The organism is Chitinophaga hostae (genome assembly GCF_018224885.1).
Lineage (GTDB): Bacteria > Bacteroidota > Bacteroidia > Chitinophagales > Chitinophagaceae > Chitinophaga > Chitinophaga hostae.
On sequence record NZ_JAGTXB010000003.1, the window covers coordinates 37,515 to 52,307 of the forward strand.

General features: G+C 45.2%; 10 protein-coding genes, 1 tRNA gene and 1 pseudogene. 7 read left to right on the top strand and 5 right to left on the bottom strand.

Annotated elements, in window-relative coordinates; all coding sequences use genetic code 11:
* The first annotated feature begins 55 nt into the window (after nt 1-55).
* Genes KE626_RS07290 through mobC form a run of 3 tightly spaced genes read left to right on the top strand, consistent with a single transcriptional unit; the run spans nt 56 to nt 3,708 of the window.
* Nucleotides 56-448: a plasmid mobilization protein gene (locus KE626_RS07290; protein WP_211972221.1), complete on the top strand. Its 393-nt coding sequence runs from the start codon at nt 56-58 to the stop codon at nt 446-448.
* Nucleotides 433-1,683, top strand: coding sequence for a relaxase/mobilization nuclease domain-containing protein (locus tag KE626_RS07295; protein WP_211972222.1), 1,251 nt, complete (start codon nt 433-435; stop codon nt 1,681-1,683). The genes KE626_RS07290 and KE626_RS07295 overlap by 16 nt, the downstream gene beginning before the upstream one ends.
* Before the next feature lie 36 nt (nt 1,684-1,719).
* On the top strand, nt 1,720-3,708 hold the full coding sequence (gene mobC, locus KE626_RS07300) for a conjugal transfer protein MobC (protein WP_211972223.1): 1,989 nt from the start codon (nt 1,720-1,722) through the stop codon (nt 3,706-3,708).
* A 16-nt stretch (nt 3,709-3,724) separates the two neighbouring features.
* Here mobC and KE626_RS07305 read toward each other — a convergent pair whose 3' ends face one another.
* Nucleotides 3,725-4,891, bottom strand: a complete 1,167-nt coding sequence (locus KE626_RS07305) for an AAA family ATPase (RefSeq protein ID WP_211972224.1) — start codon at nt 4,889-4,891, stop codon at nt 3,725-3,727.
* Between the two features lie 249 nt (nt 4,892-5,140).
* Here KE626_RS07305 and KE626_RS07310 point away from each other — a divergent pair, with 249 nt between their 5' ends.
* The 3 genes and pseudogenes from KE626_RS07310 to KE626_RS35160 form a co-directional block, all read left to right on the top strand.
* Complete coding sequence (locus tag KE626_RS07310) at nt 5,141-5,608, top strand: hypothetical protein (RefSeq protein WP_211972225.1); 468 nt, start codon at nt 5,141-5,143, stop codon at nt 5,606-5,608.
* Nucleotides 5,609-5,808: 200 nt separating this feature from the next.
* On the top strand, nt 5,809-5,961 hold the full coding sequence (locus tag KE626_RS07315) for a hypothetical protein (RefSeq protein ID WP_211972226.1): 153 nt from the start codon (nt 5,809-5,811) through the stop codon (nt 5,959-5,961).
* Nucleotides 5,948-6,934: pseudogene (locus KE626_RS35160) on the top strand (recombinase family protein); the annotation flags it as partial. The gene KE626_RS07315 and the pseudogene KE626_RS35160, both read left to right, overlap by 14 nt.
* Nucleotides 6,935-7,460: 526 nt before the next feature.
* On the opposite strand, the gene KE626_RS07330 reads toward KE626_RS35160, so the two are convergent.
* From KE626_RS07330 to KE626_RS07340, 3 genes are all read right to left on the bottom strand, one after another.
* Nucleotides 7,461-7,536: transfer RNA gene (locus KE626_RS07330), tRNA-Lys, on the bottom strand.
* A 78-nt stretch (nt 7,537-7,614) separates the two neighbouring features.
* A complete protein-coding gene (locus tag KE626_RS07335; RefSeq protein WP_211972227.1) occupies nt 7,615-10,041 on the bottom strand; it encodes a penicillin acylase family protein in 2,427 nt (808 codons plus the stop codon).
* 52 nt (nt 10,042-10,093) lie between these two features.
* Nucleotides 10,094-11,209 carry an aminotransferase class I/II-fold pyridoxal phosphate-dependent enzyme gene (locus tag KE626_RS07340; protein ID WP_211972228.1) on the bottom strand — a complete coding sequence of 372 codons (1,116 nt, stop codon included), beginning with the start codon at nt 11,207-11,209 and terminating at the stop codon, nt 10,094-10,096.
* A 79-nt stretch (nt 11,210-11,288) separates the two neighbouring features.
* Here KE626_RS07340 and KE626_RS07345 point away from each other — a divergent pair, with 79 nt between their 5' ends.
* Nucleotides 11,289-11,885, top strand: coding sequence for a MiaE family protein (locus KE626_RS07345; RefSeq protein ID WP_211972229.1), 597 nt, complete (start codon nt 11,289-11,291; stop codon nt 11,883-11,885).
* Nucleotides 11,886-12,298: 413 nt separating this feature from the next.
* Here KE626_RS07345 and KE626_RS07350 read toward each other — a convergent pair whose 3' ends face one another.
* Nucleotides 12,299-14,569 (bottom strand): patatin-like phospholipase family protein, encoded by a 2,271-nt coding sequence (locus KE626_RS07350; RefSeq protein WP_211972230.1) that lies wholly within the window; start codon nt 14,567-14,569, stop codon nt 12,299-12,301.
* Between the last annotated feature and the right edge of the window lie 224 nt (nt 14,570-14,793).

Sequence of the window (14,793 nt, forward strand, 5' to 3'; positions counted from 1 at the left end):
CGGAAAGCGCCAAAGGCGCGTCCAAAACCATCTCTAACCATTTAACATTCTACAAATGAAAAGTCAAAAGATCAATCGTAACAAGCATCTCCATGTGCGGCTCACGCCGGAAGAATACCAAAAGTTACACCATCAATTCACCACCTCCTCCAGCCAAAAATTCAGCGAACATATACGCAAAATACTACTGGATAAGCCAATAAAAATGTACCACAGAAACCAGTCCACCGATGACTTAATGGCAGTGCTAATTGTGCTTAAAGATGAACTGAATGCCATCGCCAACAACTACAACCAGGTCGTCAAAAAACTCCACATGCTCAATAACAAATCCGACTTATCCGGCTGGATTTCTCTCAATGAAATTGGCCGGAAAGCACTGAATGAAAAGATCACAGAAATAAAGGAAAAAATCTCCCAAATCAATGACAAATGGTTGCAAGAATAAACGCCAGCAGATCGCTGCGCAATGCGGTCCATTACAACGAGAATAAGGTCCGGCAATCCGTAGCTACACTTATCCATTCAAGGAACTTCGGAAAAGATACCGAGAAACTCAGCATAACTGACAAACTCGGCACGCTTCAAAAGTTTGCATCACTCAATGAGCGCACAAAGGTTAATAGTGTACACATCTCTTTGAACTTCGACCCATCCGAAAAACTGGACACTGCCAACTTACAAAGTATCGCTGATTCTTACATGCAAAAAATTGGTTTTGGTGGCCAACCATATCTCGTCTACAGACACGAAGATGCTAGTCATCCACATATCCATATCGTAACCACTAATATCAAAAACAACGGAAAACGAATAGCACTCCATAACATCGGTAAAAATCAGTCCGAGAAGGCCCGGAGGCAAATTGAAAAAGACTACAATCTCATTAAGGCGGATTCTAAACAACGGCAACGTGTATATGAAATAAAACCGGTAAATGCCGACAAAATAGTGTATGGAAAAAATGCGGTATCTGGTACAAAGCGGGCTATCGCAAATGTACTGGACGAAGTAATACCTAAATACAAATTTACTTCCCTTCCGGAACTAAACGCCGTACTCCGACAGTACAACATCGTTGCTGACCAGGGTGGCAAGGAATCCCGTATCTACAAATCTGGAGGGCTGGTTTATAGGGTGATCAATGCAAACGGTGAAAAGGTTGGAGTACCTATTCCAGCCAGCCACATTTACAACAAACCAACTTTAAAGAACCTACAAAACTACTTCCTGAAAAACCAAGTTGCTCGCAGACCGCATATGCAACGGGTACGTACTGCGATCGACTACATTATTGCTACAAAGGTGCGCTTGACAATCTCCGATCTCCAACAGCACCTCCTTAAAGAACGGATAGCGCTTGTTGCTCGGCAAAATGATCAAGGTCTCATCTACGGATTGACCTATGTTGACCATAAGACACAAAGCGTTTTCAACGGCTCAGATTTAGGAAAGGCGTATAGCGCCAACCAATTGCAGACACGCCTGCTGCCAGTACCTACCAAGCCATCAGTAAAACCCACAATCAGACAAGAAGAATCGATTACCCAAAAAGAAAAAATCACGCCGGTAGATACCGTCAGAAACGCGGTAGAATCAGTGTTTGAAGTGGAGAAGGAAACGTCTCCGCAGGCTGAATTTGACGAAAGAAAAAAGAAAAAAAGGAAAAGGTTATTCCATTAAACCGAAAAATAATTTCTGTTAATCAAACTATATGTTATGACAATGAGGACAGGTGAAAACGAAATGGGGCTGAAGAAAATAATTGACCTCACTAGAATGATTGCAATTGTAATACTACTTATACATTGCTACTATAACTGCTACTATGCTTTCAAAGTGATCGGATGGACAAGCCAAATATCCGATCAACTTTTGAAAAACGTCGTCCGTACTGGGCTACTCTCAGGTTTTTTCAAAAGTAAAATGATAGCGCTGCTATTTCTTTTTGTTTCATTGATTGGTGTACAGGGCAGAAAAAATGAAAAAGCCGATACTCACGCCGGTATAGCGTTACTGATTTCCGGCCTGATTATCTACTTTTTGAGCGGCTTGATTCTGTTTATTAACGGTATCACTCCGCAAGCTATTGCAACAGCTTACATATCACTCAATGCTTTATCCTTTCTGCTTATCATAACCGGTGGCAGCGTCATTGCTAGGGCTTTAAAAAAAAGATTGAGTAGCGACGTTTTCAATAAGGAAAACGAAACATTCCCACAGGAAGAAAGGCTGTTGCAAAATGAATTTTCCATTAATCTTCCGGCTTCCTACTACTTCAAAGGTAAACAACGAAAATCATGGATTAATTATATCTCTCCAGCACGCGGCCTGCTCTGTGTGGCTTCACCTGGAGGGGGAAAATCCAGATACCTAGTGGAGCCTGCTATCCGCCAACTACTATCTAAAAATCATGCAATGATATGCTATGATTTTAAGTACCCGGATTTAAGCACTATAGTTTATAACCACTATCTCAAAAATAGGCATAGTTATCCGTCTACTCCATCGTTCTACACCATCAACTTCGATGATCTACCGCACAGCCATCGATGCAATCCACTTTCCCCAGAAATGATGCTGGACATTTCAGATGCAGTAGAAGCTGCGCGGATATTAATGCTCGGAACCAATCGTAGCTGGTTGAAGCGCCAGGGTGATTTTTTCGTTGAATCTGCAATCAACTTTACAATATCGATAATTTGGTTTCTCCGAAAATATGAGGATGGTAGGTACTGCACCGTACCCCACCTGATCGAGCTTATGCAAGTAAAAATGGATAAGCTATTTACAGTACTACAAACAGAACCGGAAATATCAGCATTTATCTCCCCTTTCATCAGTGCGTATGTTGAAAACACGATGGAACAATTAGAAGGTCAGGTCGATGCGGCGAAAATTGGCCTAGCAAGGCTATCATCCCCAACTATTTACTATCTGCTTTCCGGCAGTGATTTCTCCCTGGACGTAAATAATCCTGCTGCGCCAAAAATTGTCTGCCTCGCTAACAATCCGCAGAAACAAGAGGTATACGGCCCCATTCTTAGCCTATTTATGACACGCATAAGCAAGATCATAAACCAGCCGGGGAAAGTTAAAACTGCCGTCATTCTGGACGAGTTCCCTACATTAACATTCTTGGAGCTTTCGACCCAAATCGCAAGTGCGAGAAGCCACTTAATCACTACTATTCTTGCTATGCAATCCGATCATCAGCTTCGGTTAAACTATGGGAAAGAGTGGGCCGATGTGGTACTCAATATATGCGGAAATATCATGATTGGGCAAACCAGCGGAGAACTGGCAAAGCAAGTATCAGAACGGCTCGGAAAGGTTCTACAAGACCGAGAAAGTATTTCCATAAATGCAAGTGACACGAGTATTTCCAGAAGCAAGCAATTGGAAATGGCGGTACCTGTTAGTACAATTTCAAATCTTTCAGCAGGTGAGTTCGTCGGCATTTGTGCCGACACACCGCAACAGCCGATAGAACTAAAACGATTCCACGCCCGCGTTTTAGTTCATGATCTAGCCCTTAAAGTTGAGAAAGAATCCTACCTGCCTATACCAGTAGTAAAGGCGGTGACCAGGGAAGATATAATGGACAACTACGAGATTATAAAGCAGGACGTACAGGATATTGTGGACGCAGTATTACAGTCCGTTTTAAATAACCCATCAAAGGAAGGGCTAATAGTAAAAAAATGACCCTGTAACAGCAATTTTAGTTTGCCACTGTGGTACTATCAGATTCCTGGTGAACTGTTGGTTGAAACAGATAAAAGGTTTCGCGACCTCGCTTCTCCATAGCAAACCTTCCTCCGCCATTTATATTCAGTATAAATTGCGCCTCGCCGGCAAGTTCACCTAGTTTTCTTTTGATGGTATTCTCATTGAATTTTCCGCCCAATTTCTTTGCTACAGCTTCCGCCAATTCATTACGGGAGTATTCTCTTTTCACTTTGAAGGCTTCCGCCAGGGCAGTGTGCAAATCATTGCCCACAGCGGAATCTTCTTTGCCTGGTTTACTTTCTTTCGCATCGTCATATTCCACCTGTACCAACGTTTCATATTCGTCACTATAAGCTACATAAATGGGCGCATAACGTCTTTTAAATCGCATTTTCTTAAACACCAATTGAAACACTTCCTTATCTTCCTGAACATCTACGCGGCGAATTTGCAGTTGCGTTGAAGCCTTAAACGTCAATTCCGTACCCACGTGTCCACGGGCTTTATCGCTACTTCCGCCTGGGTTTTCGTGTATTAACAACAAAAAAGTCATATCAAATTGTGTTCTCATGACATTCATCCAGTCATGGATACGGTTAGCACTTGCAGACGAATTAAAATCGTCGATGCAATCAGTAGAAACATCAAGAACTACGAGCATATGAAGATTCGGGACTTTTTTGCGTAAGTTCTCCACGAACATTTGCAGAACCGCCAATCTATTTTGGCGGCTGACATTCAGCAACGGAACCGGTGTAAAACGAGATGAAATAGTAAATTTTCTATGGCCCGCATTTGCGTTCAGCGCCTGAATTGTTGTTGGAAACTCATCCTGTGTATTTCTCTCCGTATCGACATACAGAACATGACAGGGAATATCGGGATTAGCCACTATATTAAGTTGATTGCCCCCCGGACTACTGACTGCATTATCTACCGCCAGCGCCGCCGTGGAGATGATCTCAGCCAGCCTGCTTTTATGACTTCCTTCCTTTCCCTGAATTGCGTTAATTGTGAAAGGGCGAAAAAGTGGCTCACCGTTAATGTACATTAGAGCAGGTGGCTGCGCAATATTACTTCGTGCGGCTTTTTTTACTTGCTCAACATTCCTTTCAAGAAGTTTCAGTTCTTCCGCGATTGTTTGATCGATGTTATTCATAGTATTTAAAAATAAAGGCTGGTGTAAAATACAGTCCTTTTTTCTGTCAAATCTTAATCAAATGTAAATGCCCAGTCTTTTTTTGGGGATTCTTCAATCCGCTGTTTGTGCTACACATGCGTGCGTGCATATATGTATATATAGCGACCCAAGCACGCATACATCTATTACGATGATTGTTTGGTTGGAGGCGGTGATGATAGGTTTTTTATCCTATGTACGGGCACCCCATTTACGAATATAGCTACTATGCTGGTAAAAGTCAACCATGTTACTGTAAAAGTCAACCGCTTATTTCCCCTTAAAGTTCCACACTTCGCGTATTTTTCTATTACAGATTGTAAAACGATGGTAGTTCTCCCTCAATTAATCCGCAGTAGGAAGTTTAAGAGCCTATCCATTATACAGCTTAGGCAACGATTGAAATTTATAGAAACCCACTTGTATGATCTTGGCAAACGTATTTCTGCGTTCAACGTCATACAAAAGAAAACCTTTGTCCAAAAAATACAGCGCGAGCTGCTAATCTTTCAAATTGGGTATTACTTCGCCCTTTACGAACACCTGTATAATATTCTGATGGAGAAAGAAAAAAAAGACTTCATAGCCCAAAACCCACGTATGAAAATACTTTTTGACGAAGGGATTGTAAAAGACATACATGATGTTATCAAATTGCGCGAAAAAGCAAAGATAAACTCACCTAAGCCGCTGTAAATCGTTTTCCACCATCAATACAACCAACCATTTCTTAAATATTTTCTAAATTTTAAAACTTTGTAACACTTTGATACATCTTGCCCGTGATACACTGCCTCTGCTTCATTTCTGAGTGTTTTTTTGCCTTCATAACCTTTGTAAATTTGTGTCATCCCTCATAGCACTTGGATTTTGTGATGTATGAACATGAGTGTGTTATGAACAAAAAAATGACGCCTGAAATGGCGGTAAAAATCCTGAGTGAACAAGGCATTACGGTTACTCTGGAAGATGCCGTGGCTATTCTTGAAATTATCTACCGGCTTGCAGAAATTACAATCACCGAAATTTTAAACCATGAAGATTGCTGACTTATATATTCGAGTAAGCACAGATGATCAGCGCGATAAGGGGTTTTCTCAAAGATACCAGGAGGAAGTTTTGAGAAAATATTGCGATCATAATTTCATCCAGGTACGCCATACAATTTTTGAAGATCACAGCGCGAAAACCTTTAATCGCCCACAGTGGAACAAATTGCTTACCGATTGGCGAAAGACCAGAAACCAGGTTGATTTTGTGCTATTTACAAAATGGGACAGATTCTCGCGTAACGCGGGAGACGCCTATCAAATGATTAGTACTATCAGAAAACTCAATATAGAGCCGCAGGCTATAGAGCAACCGCTGGACATGACCGTCCCCGAAAGCAAAATCATGATGGCTGTGTACCTCGCCGTACCCGAAGCAGAGAATGATCGCCGTGCGCTCAATGTTTTCTATGGTATGCGCCGCGCACGAAAGGAAGGTAGATGGATGGGAACGGCCCCCATTGGCTACCAGAATAAAACAGACGAATCAGGAAAATCGAAATACATCTGCCCCAAAGACCCGGAAGCAAGTATCATGAAATGGGCTTTTGAGGAAATTGCTGACTGCCAATACAACACCGAACAAATCTTGCAAATGGCCCGTAAACGGGGCTTAAAATGCAGCAAAAACAATTTTTGGGTAGCAATACGAAATCCTGTGTATTGTGGTAAAATACACGTCCCTAAATACCGGGATGAAGAAAGCATCTTTGTACAGGGCAAACATGAAGGCATCATTTCCTCTACTTTATTCTATCTCGTTCAGGAAATACTTGATGGACGGCGTAAAAAGCAGCGCACAAAAATTGTTGTTGACGATCAATTGCCCCTACGCGGTTTTCTTCTATGCCCCCGTTGCGGTAGGGTCTTAACTGGCAGCGCATCAAAGGGAAGAAATCGGCACTACCATTACTATCACTGCATTACTTCGTGCGGCTGTCGCTTCCCGGCAGAACGTGCAAATAGTCTCTTTACAAAAGAGCTTCGTAAATATGTGCCACGATCACCATACAATCAGCTTTTCCGCCCAGCGCTGGAATACTATTTTGTAGCACAAACTAAGGGTATCAGCGAGGAAAGAGATCGTCTACTAAATCAAATTGATGCTTATACAGAATTAATACGAGAAGCTAGAAAACTGCTATTTCAGCAGCAGATAACACCGGGAGATTTTAAAGAAAGCAAGGAAGAATACGAAAAGGCGATTGCAAAATTAGAGGATAGCCTCGCGGGAATGCCCAAAAAAACACATAATATTGAAACCATCCTCGAAAAAGGCATGGCAAACATTTCAGTATTGGACACAATCTTTGAAAATGCTGATATTGAACAGCGGCGGCAGATCATTGGTTCGATATTTCCCGAAAAACTCACTTTTTCCGGTGACGCATATCGAACCACGAGAATAAATTATGCGGTTCAGCTAATATGCGGTCTGGATAAGGCTTCCGTAGAAAAAGAAAATGGGACAAATCCGTCAATTTCGGACTTGTCCCATCTGGTGATCCCCTTGGGACTCGAACCCAAGACCCATACATTAAAAGTGTATTGCTCTACCAACTGAGCTAGGGAATCGTTTACCCCGTTTTCTGTAACGGAGTGCAAAGATAGGAATTATTTAATTCCAGCCAAATTTTATCGAAATTATTTTTCTCACTTCCCTGTAAACACAAGCTTGTAGCGGATTACAGCGTCATCTTTTTCCTCCTGGCTGAAAACATGCAGCAAATAATATTTGCCCGCTACCCAGTCATTGATGGCGTTGTCATAAAACGGGCTACCCGGATTTCCACTTTGTCCGCCGGGGTAAATACCGTATGCTTCTGTCTTGTCAGAAAGCTGTACTACCATTCGCCATGAAGGACCATGTGTTTGTTTGGTGGCATTTACAATATGCTGACCGCCGCCGGTATTCAGGTGTTGTGCACTGAATGCAGGAATACCGCGCGAGAGGTGGTTGATATCGGTGCCGCGGGCTCTGCCCAGTTCCAGTTTACCTGCTTTATTCAGTTCTGCCAGCTCAAGTACGGTGGTGGCAAAAACGCCCTGTACCAACTGCGATAATGTTTCTTTCTGCGGCGTGTTGATGTTATCGATAAAATGAAAGGAGGTATCGTGTAGTAAGAGCTGTAAGGTGGTAATAGACTGCGGATACGCCAGTATGGTCGTATCTTTTGGATGCAGCTCATCCTGCCAGATGGTGTCTTCAAGATGGCGCCAGAAGGTATTAAAGATACTGGCGGCTTTGCTGTCGGGGGTAGCCATAAAATCCCAGGAAGAAAGCAGTTGCCAGTAGGGCTGTTGCTGTGCGGTGAAAGCCGTACTGTCAATATGCTTGCGGATCATAGGCATGGCGGCGGCGGCAAACAGGTTCTTATCATCGTTTTGCAGCTGCATCATATCCTGTGGGGTGATGGCGCTCATGGCAGAAAGCCGCTCGTTGATACGCAGACCGCGGAAAAGATCATATTCGCCGTAAAGATGGTAAGGATAGGTGCTGTCGGTAGGACGCTGATTGGCAGAGCTCACAAAGCCACGTACAGGATTCTTGATATGCGGCAACTCGTCATGCGGAATATATCCTTGCCAGGCATAGCTGCTGTCGCTGCCCGGCATGATCCATTTGCCCTGGTCTTTCCAGCGTACCGGGTATTGCCCGTTGTGCCAGATGGCAATATCGCCGGCTTTATCAGCAAATACGAAGTTCTGGGCAGGACAGGTAAAGGTGGTGATGGCATTAACGTAATCGTCGTAATTATGGGCTTTATTCAGCTTGTTGAACGCTGCGAGTTCGTTGGAGGGATCCAATGCTTTCCATCGCATGGCGAGGAAGGTTTGACCAGCCGTTTTATCCGGGAAAGTGTTGTCGAACATAACGGGTCCGAAAACAGTGTAGGCCACGGTGTCGTGTACAGTGGCGCCACCTCTTACTTTGATGTCTTCCACACGCAGATCGGCTTTGCGGTAGCCGCCGTTATACAGGTATTCTTTCACGCCATCGCGGAACTGTACCCGGTAGTAGTCTTTCACATCTTCTTCTCCGTTGGTGACGCCCCAGGCGATATGATCGTTGAAGCCAATGATCACGCCAGGTGCGCCGGGCAGAGAGGCCCCATATACATTCATATTAGGAGTATGTATCTGTATTTCGTACCAGAGCGAGGGCAGCGACAGACCCAGGTGAGGATCACTGCACAGGATAGGAGCGCCTGAACGGGTTTTGCTGCCCGCTACTGCCCAGTTATTGCTGCCGTTGGCAGGATCAGGCTTATCCATCTTAAACTTCATGAAAGTGGCATCTGCGGCTATCAGGCTATCTGGCGGCGCCATGGCTTTTGCGGATGCAGCAGCGTAAGCAGTGCCTTTCGGGATGATAGGATCCGTGGCGTCATGAAAATCGGGGTATAAAAGGTTAAAGTCTTCCGGCGAAAACAGGCGGCGCGCATTCGTATATTCGAGATCGTTACAAAAGCCCGCCAGGTCGTGTGCCATGTATTTCAACAGCAGCGCGGATTTGATCACGTCCCATTGCTCCGGTTTATAATCCAGGATCTTATATTCTACAGGGTAGGTAGCCGGTGTGAGCGTGGCGATATAAGCATTGATACCGGCAGCGTAGGACGTTACGGCTACCTTGGAATCGGGATCTTCCATCATCTTCTTCACGGCTTGCTCTGCTGCATATACCATCCCCAGGCGCCGTTGTTTGCGGTCATACTGAATCAGTTTCGGTCCCAGTATTTCAGAGAGGCGGCCGGCAGACGCATAGGTCTGCAGTTCCATTTGCCACAGCCGGTCCCGGGCTGTCACATATCCCTGTACATAATATGCATCTGCCTCATTTTCTGCAAAAATATGCGGCACCATACGGTCATCATACCAAACCTCCGTTTTGCCTGTTAATCCCGGCAATACCAGCTGCTCACGGGGAAACTCGCCAATTGGCTCCGCATTCTGCCAGAAGCCGGTTTGCGGACTTAACAGGTTGCCCAGTGGTGGTATTTGTCCCAGTTTATGACTGAAAGCGTAGGAAAGCGATAAGGTAACTGCTGCGGTAATAATTCCGGGGATGATTCTCATATTACGTATCGGATGTAATATGTAAAATACATCAAATTTGATTCATAACCGCCTACGACTGCAATACTTTTATGAGCATGTCTACTTCTGCTGCTGTATTAAAACTATGCAATACTATGCGCAGGCGCTCCGCTCCTTTAGGCACGGTAGGATGCAGTATGGGCCTTACATCCAGGCCGGCAGACTGTAACGCGCCTGCTATTTTCCGGGTGTTGTCGTTGCCCCGTGTGAGCACCGCCTGTATAGGTGTATTTCCTGCCAGCAGCTCCACGGCGGTAAGGCCTTCCCGGAACTGCCGGATCAATGCGGATAACTGCTCCCTTTCCGCCTTCATATAGGGAAATGCGGCATAACCCGCCACAATGGCCGCCAACGCGGCCGGTGGTAAGGAAGTAGTATAGATAAAAGATCGGGAGAAGTTGATCAGGTACTCGCGTAGTATCTCCGAACCCAATACCACGGCGCCATGACAACCAACCGCTTTTCCAAATGTATGTATCCGTGCAAAACACTGATCTGTTAACTGCAGGTGCTGTACCAGCCCTTCGCCGGCATTGCCGATGATGCCGGTGGCGTGGGCCTCATCCACGATCAGATGAGCGCCGTACTGCCGGCAAAGCGCCGCAATGGCGGCCAGCGGAGCCAGGTCCCCATCCATGGAGTATACCGATTCTACGGCCACAAATATATTCCCGCCGGCATTCCGCAGTTTTTTCTCCAGGTCGGCAACATCGCTGTGCAGAAAGGAGAAAGACTGTGCGGCGGATAACCGTACCCCATCGCGGATAGACGCATGTATCAGCTGATCATAGATGATGGTATCCCCTTTCCTGCCTAAACAGGAAAACACACCCAGGTTGGCATCATAGCCGGAATTATAAAGCAATCCCGCGGGCGCCTGGTGAAAATTGGCCAGATCCTGTTCTACCGATAATATCCACTCATAATTGCCTGCCAGCAGCCGGGAGCCGGTGCTGCCATGGGCAGGATGCCGCTCTGTCATCAGCGTATGGATATAAGCCCGCACATCCGCATTCCGCGCCAGCCCCAGGTAATCGTTGGAGCAAAAATCCACTTTGTCTCCCGGCAGCCGTAACTCCCGGAAAGACTGCTGCGCCCGGCGTTCATCCAGCAACTGTGTCAAAAAAAAAGTACTATCCTTACTCATTGATCTGTCTTTTGCCATGCACAATTTAAACTTTGCCTTTATCTTCGCAAAAAAGCTATACGCTAACTGCTGTTTTCTCATGAGCAAAGTATCAATACTCGGATTAAAATTACCTACGGACCCCAGATGGGTTAACCTGGCCGCTATTTCACTCCAGGACATTCTTACCGACCACGCCTATTGTGAGCAAAAGGCGGCATCTTCCGCTATTTCGCTGATCCAGCGCAACCCGGAAAGAACAAGAATGGTGGAAGAACTGGCGCCTATTGTTACGGAAGAATGGGGCCATTTCCGGCAGGTACTTGCTGAAATGAAAAAGCGTGGCCTGTCACTGGGCCGTCAGCGGAAAGATGAATACGTAAACGCATTAATGGATAACCGCGTCAAAGGCGGTCATGCCGACGACAGCTTCCTCGACGCCCTTCTGATATTTGCCCTCATTGAAGCCCGCAGTTGTGAACGCTTTCGCCTGTTGAGCGAAGGTTTGGAAGATGAGTACATGCGGGAATTCTACCGCAAATTCATGGTGTCAGAAGCAGGTCACTACCGGCTGTTTATCGATCTCGCCAACGAATATTTCCCGGAAGATAAAGTAAGAAACCGCTGGCAGGAATGGCTGAAAATGGAAGCAGAAATACTGCAAAACATCGATGTGCGCGGCGATAGGATGCACTGAGCCAGCTTTTAGCCATTAGCTGTTAGCTTTTAGTAAATGCAGCGAAGAATAACATTTGTTGATTTTCGCTGTATTTACTAACAGCTAATGGCTAAAAGCTGATTCGCTGCATTTACTAAAAGCTAACAGCTAATGGCTAAAAGCTGATTCGCTGCATTTACTAAAAGCTAACAGCTAATGGCTAAAAGCTGGTTCGCTGCATTTACTAAAAGCTAACAGCTAATGGCTAAAAGCTGATTCGCTGCATTTACTAAAAACTAACAGCTAATGGCTAAAAGCTGGTTCGCTGCATTTACTAAAAGCTAACAGCTAATGGCTAAAAGCTGGTTCGCTGCATTTACTAAAAGCTAACAGCTAATGGCTAAAAGCTGGTTCGCTGCATTTACTAAAAGCTAACAGCTAATGGCTAACAGCTAAAAGTTGAACCCCATATTCACATAAAACTTCAATTTCCCGGTCTGATCACTATACATGATGGTGGCTTCAATAGGTCCGAGCCGGCTCGTATAAGCCGCTCCCAATCCGTAACCGCTCAGGTATTTGTAACGTTCGCCACCAGTTATCTGACCATCATATACGGCAGCGCCTATACGTGGAATGGCAAATAGATTGCGGAGAAATTCATACTGCCATGCTACCTGCACGGCGCCTATTTTGGGTGTGATAACTTCGCCTTCATAGAGTCCTACAAATGGAACCTGGTTGCGGGTGATGTTGGTCATCCCGCCTACTACATAACCATTTACCACCGATTCGCTATAGTTGATACTATACCCGATATTACCATCCAGTTCCAGGGCCGATTTCCGCCCCATCGGGATATAGTATTTCATATTCAGCAGCAACCGCTGATAGTCTTTGAAGTTCACGCCCAAACTATCCAGGTCCTGGTCTACACCACCAAAACTTACTTTAATACCGGAATGCTGATTGTAGATATAGCCCGCTTCAAAATCGAGTAAAAGACCCTTTGTTGGATAGAATTTCTGATTCAGCGAATTAATACCGAACGACAAATAAGTATTGAGCTGATTCGTGCTGCCCCGCACATCCTGGAAATTCGAGAACTGTGGCTTGTATTTGATATACTCCCAGCGCGTACCCGCTCCCATCGACATATCCCGGTTCAGGGTATACTGCACATCCATATTCACGTTGGCATATTTGCTGCGATAAGGTTGCTGTTTGCTGAAATCATCACCATAAAAAGTAAGTCCGTTATTCTCGTAGTACGTACTTAGGCCAAAACCAAAATTGCGGCTTCTCCCCAGGTACTTAAAATATTCCGCTTCCAGCCGCGGATTTTCGCTGATCGCCACCGTAACAAACGAACGGGAGTTAGGTACAATGAAATTCCGCTGGGTGAGGTTCACGATGGCATTGGCGCCGGTAAACGTGTTATAGTTCAGCGCCACCTTTACATAAGTGAGCGGATTCTCTTCTACCGTAATATCCATCCTGCTTTTACCATATCCCTCCGGCACCAGGTTATAGGTGATCAGCTTATAAAAACGCGTGCCGTATACATTCAGGATCGCATTTCTCAGCTGCGCCGACGTATAACAGCCATTGGGCTTCAGATGCAGCCGCTGCAAAAAGAATTTCTGATCAGAGTGCACCAGGCCGCTTACATGAATACTGCTGATTTCTATATCGGCGGCAAAAGGCAGGCGATCCGCTACAAACGGTCCCTGCGGATACAGGGCATTCAACGAATCAGCGAGGTGTTTGAACACAGGATACATCTCCCTTCCCTTTCTTCTTCCTGCTTCGATGATAGAATCCACGCTGCCAAAGCTCGCAGCGGAATAAGGCTCTAACTCTTTATTCATCGGCACATAAACATCACATTGTTTAATAGCTTTGGCAAAGTCGGCAGCATCCTTATAAAACCCAAGCTGGTAAAGAATATCAAAGGGAGTTAGCAGCTGATCAGCCTTTCGAAGGCCGCCGCTCACATTGGCGCCGATGACAATATCGGCTCCCATATCCTTGGCAGTGATCACCGGGAAATTACGCACCACCCCGCCATCCACCAGTTTGCGGTCGCCGATTTTTACGGCTGTAAAAACAGAAGGGATCGCCATACTGGCCCGCAGACTGGTAACAATTTCACCGCTGTCGAGCGTTACAATTTCACCCGTGGCCACATCTGTGGCAATACATTTAAAAGGAATATTAAAATCGCCGAAGTTCTTTACATCTTTTACCGGCCAGCAAAGTCTGGCCAGCTCCAGCCATAACGCCTCTCCGGAAATAACGCCGGAAGCCAGTTTAGGCTTTCCATATTCGAAAGGAATTTCAATGATGTATTTGTTGTACTCCCGCTTTTCTTCGTAAGAAATATCTGTGAGCACCGGCTGATTGGAAAATAAACTATTCCAGTTGAGTTTGCGGGCCACCGCCTCAATCTGATTACCGGAATATCCCATCGCATATAAACCGCCTACAATACTGCCCATGCTGGTACCCGTTACCAGGTCTACCTTCAAACCGGCGCTGTCGATCGCTTCCAGGATACCGATATGCGCAAGTCCCCTTGCCCCGCCCCCGCTGAGCGTGAGCCCTATCCTGGGTTTGTTGCCGACGGTTTGCTGGGCCTCCACAGTATAGTGGCCTGATAAAATAGCTAACAACAATAAACTGATAATCCTGGTGATTCTAAGAAATGGTCCCTGCTTCATTGTAAATAATTGGCCCTTATTAAAGATAAGGCTTTATAAACATTAAAGGTTTAGCTCATCCATGATTTTTCCCCATACATTTGTTCTCATTGTAAATATTTGTTATCTTATTCCCCTTTAAAAAGCAGAAGGCTGAAAACAGACAGCAAAAAGCCCGTTCCGTTGGTAAGACTATACGCTATCGACTACACGCTATCTGCCAAAATCTTTAAAAAACAAAACAT

Excerpts from the sequence above, each read along its gene's own strand:
- KE626_RS07350 (WP_211972230.1), bottom strand. The coding sequence starts at position 14,569 with ATGAAGCAGGGACCATTTCTTAGAATCACCAGGATTATCAGTTTATTG.
- mobC (WP_211972223.1), top strand. The coding sequence starts at position 1,720 with ATGACAATGAGGACAGGTGAAAACGAAATGGGGCTGAAGAAAATAATT.
- KE626_RS07295 (WP_211972222.1), top strand. The coding sequence starts at position 433 with ATGGTTGCAAGAATAAACGCCAGCAGATCGCTGCGCAATGCGGTCCAT.
- KE626_RS07345 (WP_211972229.1), top strand. The coding sequence starts at position 11,289 with ATGAGCAAAGTATCAATACTCGGATTAAAATTACCTACGGACCCCAGA.
- KE626_RS07335 (WP_211972227.1), bottom strand. The coding sequence starts at position 10,041 with ATGAGAATCATCCCCGGAATTATTACCGCAGCAGTTACCTTATCGCTT.
- KE626_RS07340 (WP_211972228.1), bottom strand. The coding sequence starts at position 11,209 with ATGAGTAAGGATAGTACTTTTTTTTTGACACAGTTGCTGGATGAACGC.
- KE626_RS07290 (WP_211972221.1), top strand. The coding sequence starts at position 56 with ATGAAAAGTCAAAAGATCAATCGTAACAAGCATCTCCATGTGCGGCTC.
- KE626_RS07305 (WP_211972224.1), bottom strand. The coding sequence starts at position 4,891 with ATGAATAACATCGATCAAACAATCGCGGAAGAACTGAAACTTCTTGAA.
- KE626_RS07315 (WP_211972226.1), top strand. The coding sequence starts at position 5,809 with ATGAACAAAAAAATGACGCCTGAAATGGCGGTAAAAATCCTGAGTGAA.
- KE626_RS07310 (WP_211972225.1), top strand. The coding sequence starts at position 5,141 with ATGCTGGTAAAAGTCAACCATGTTACTGTAAAAGTCAACCGCTTATTT.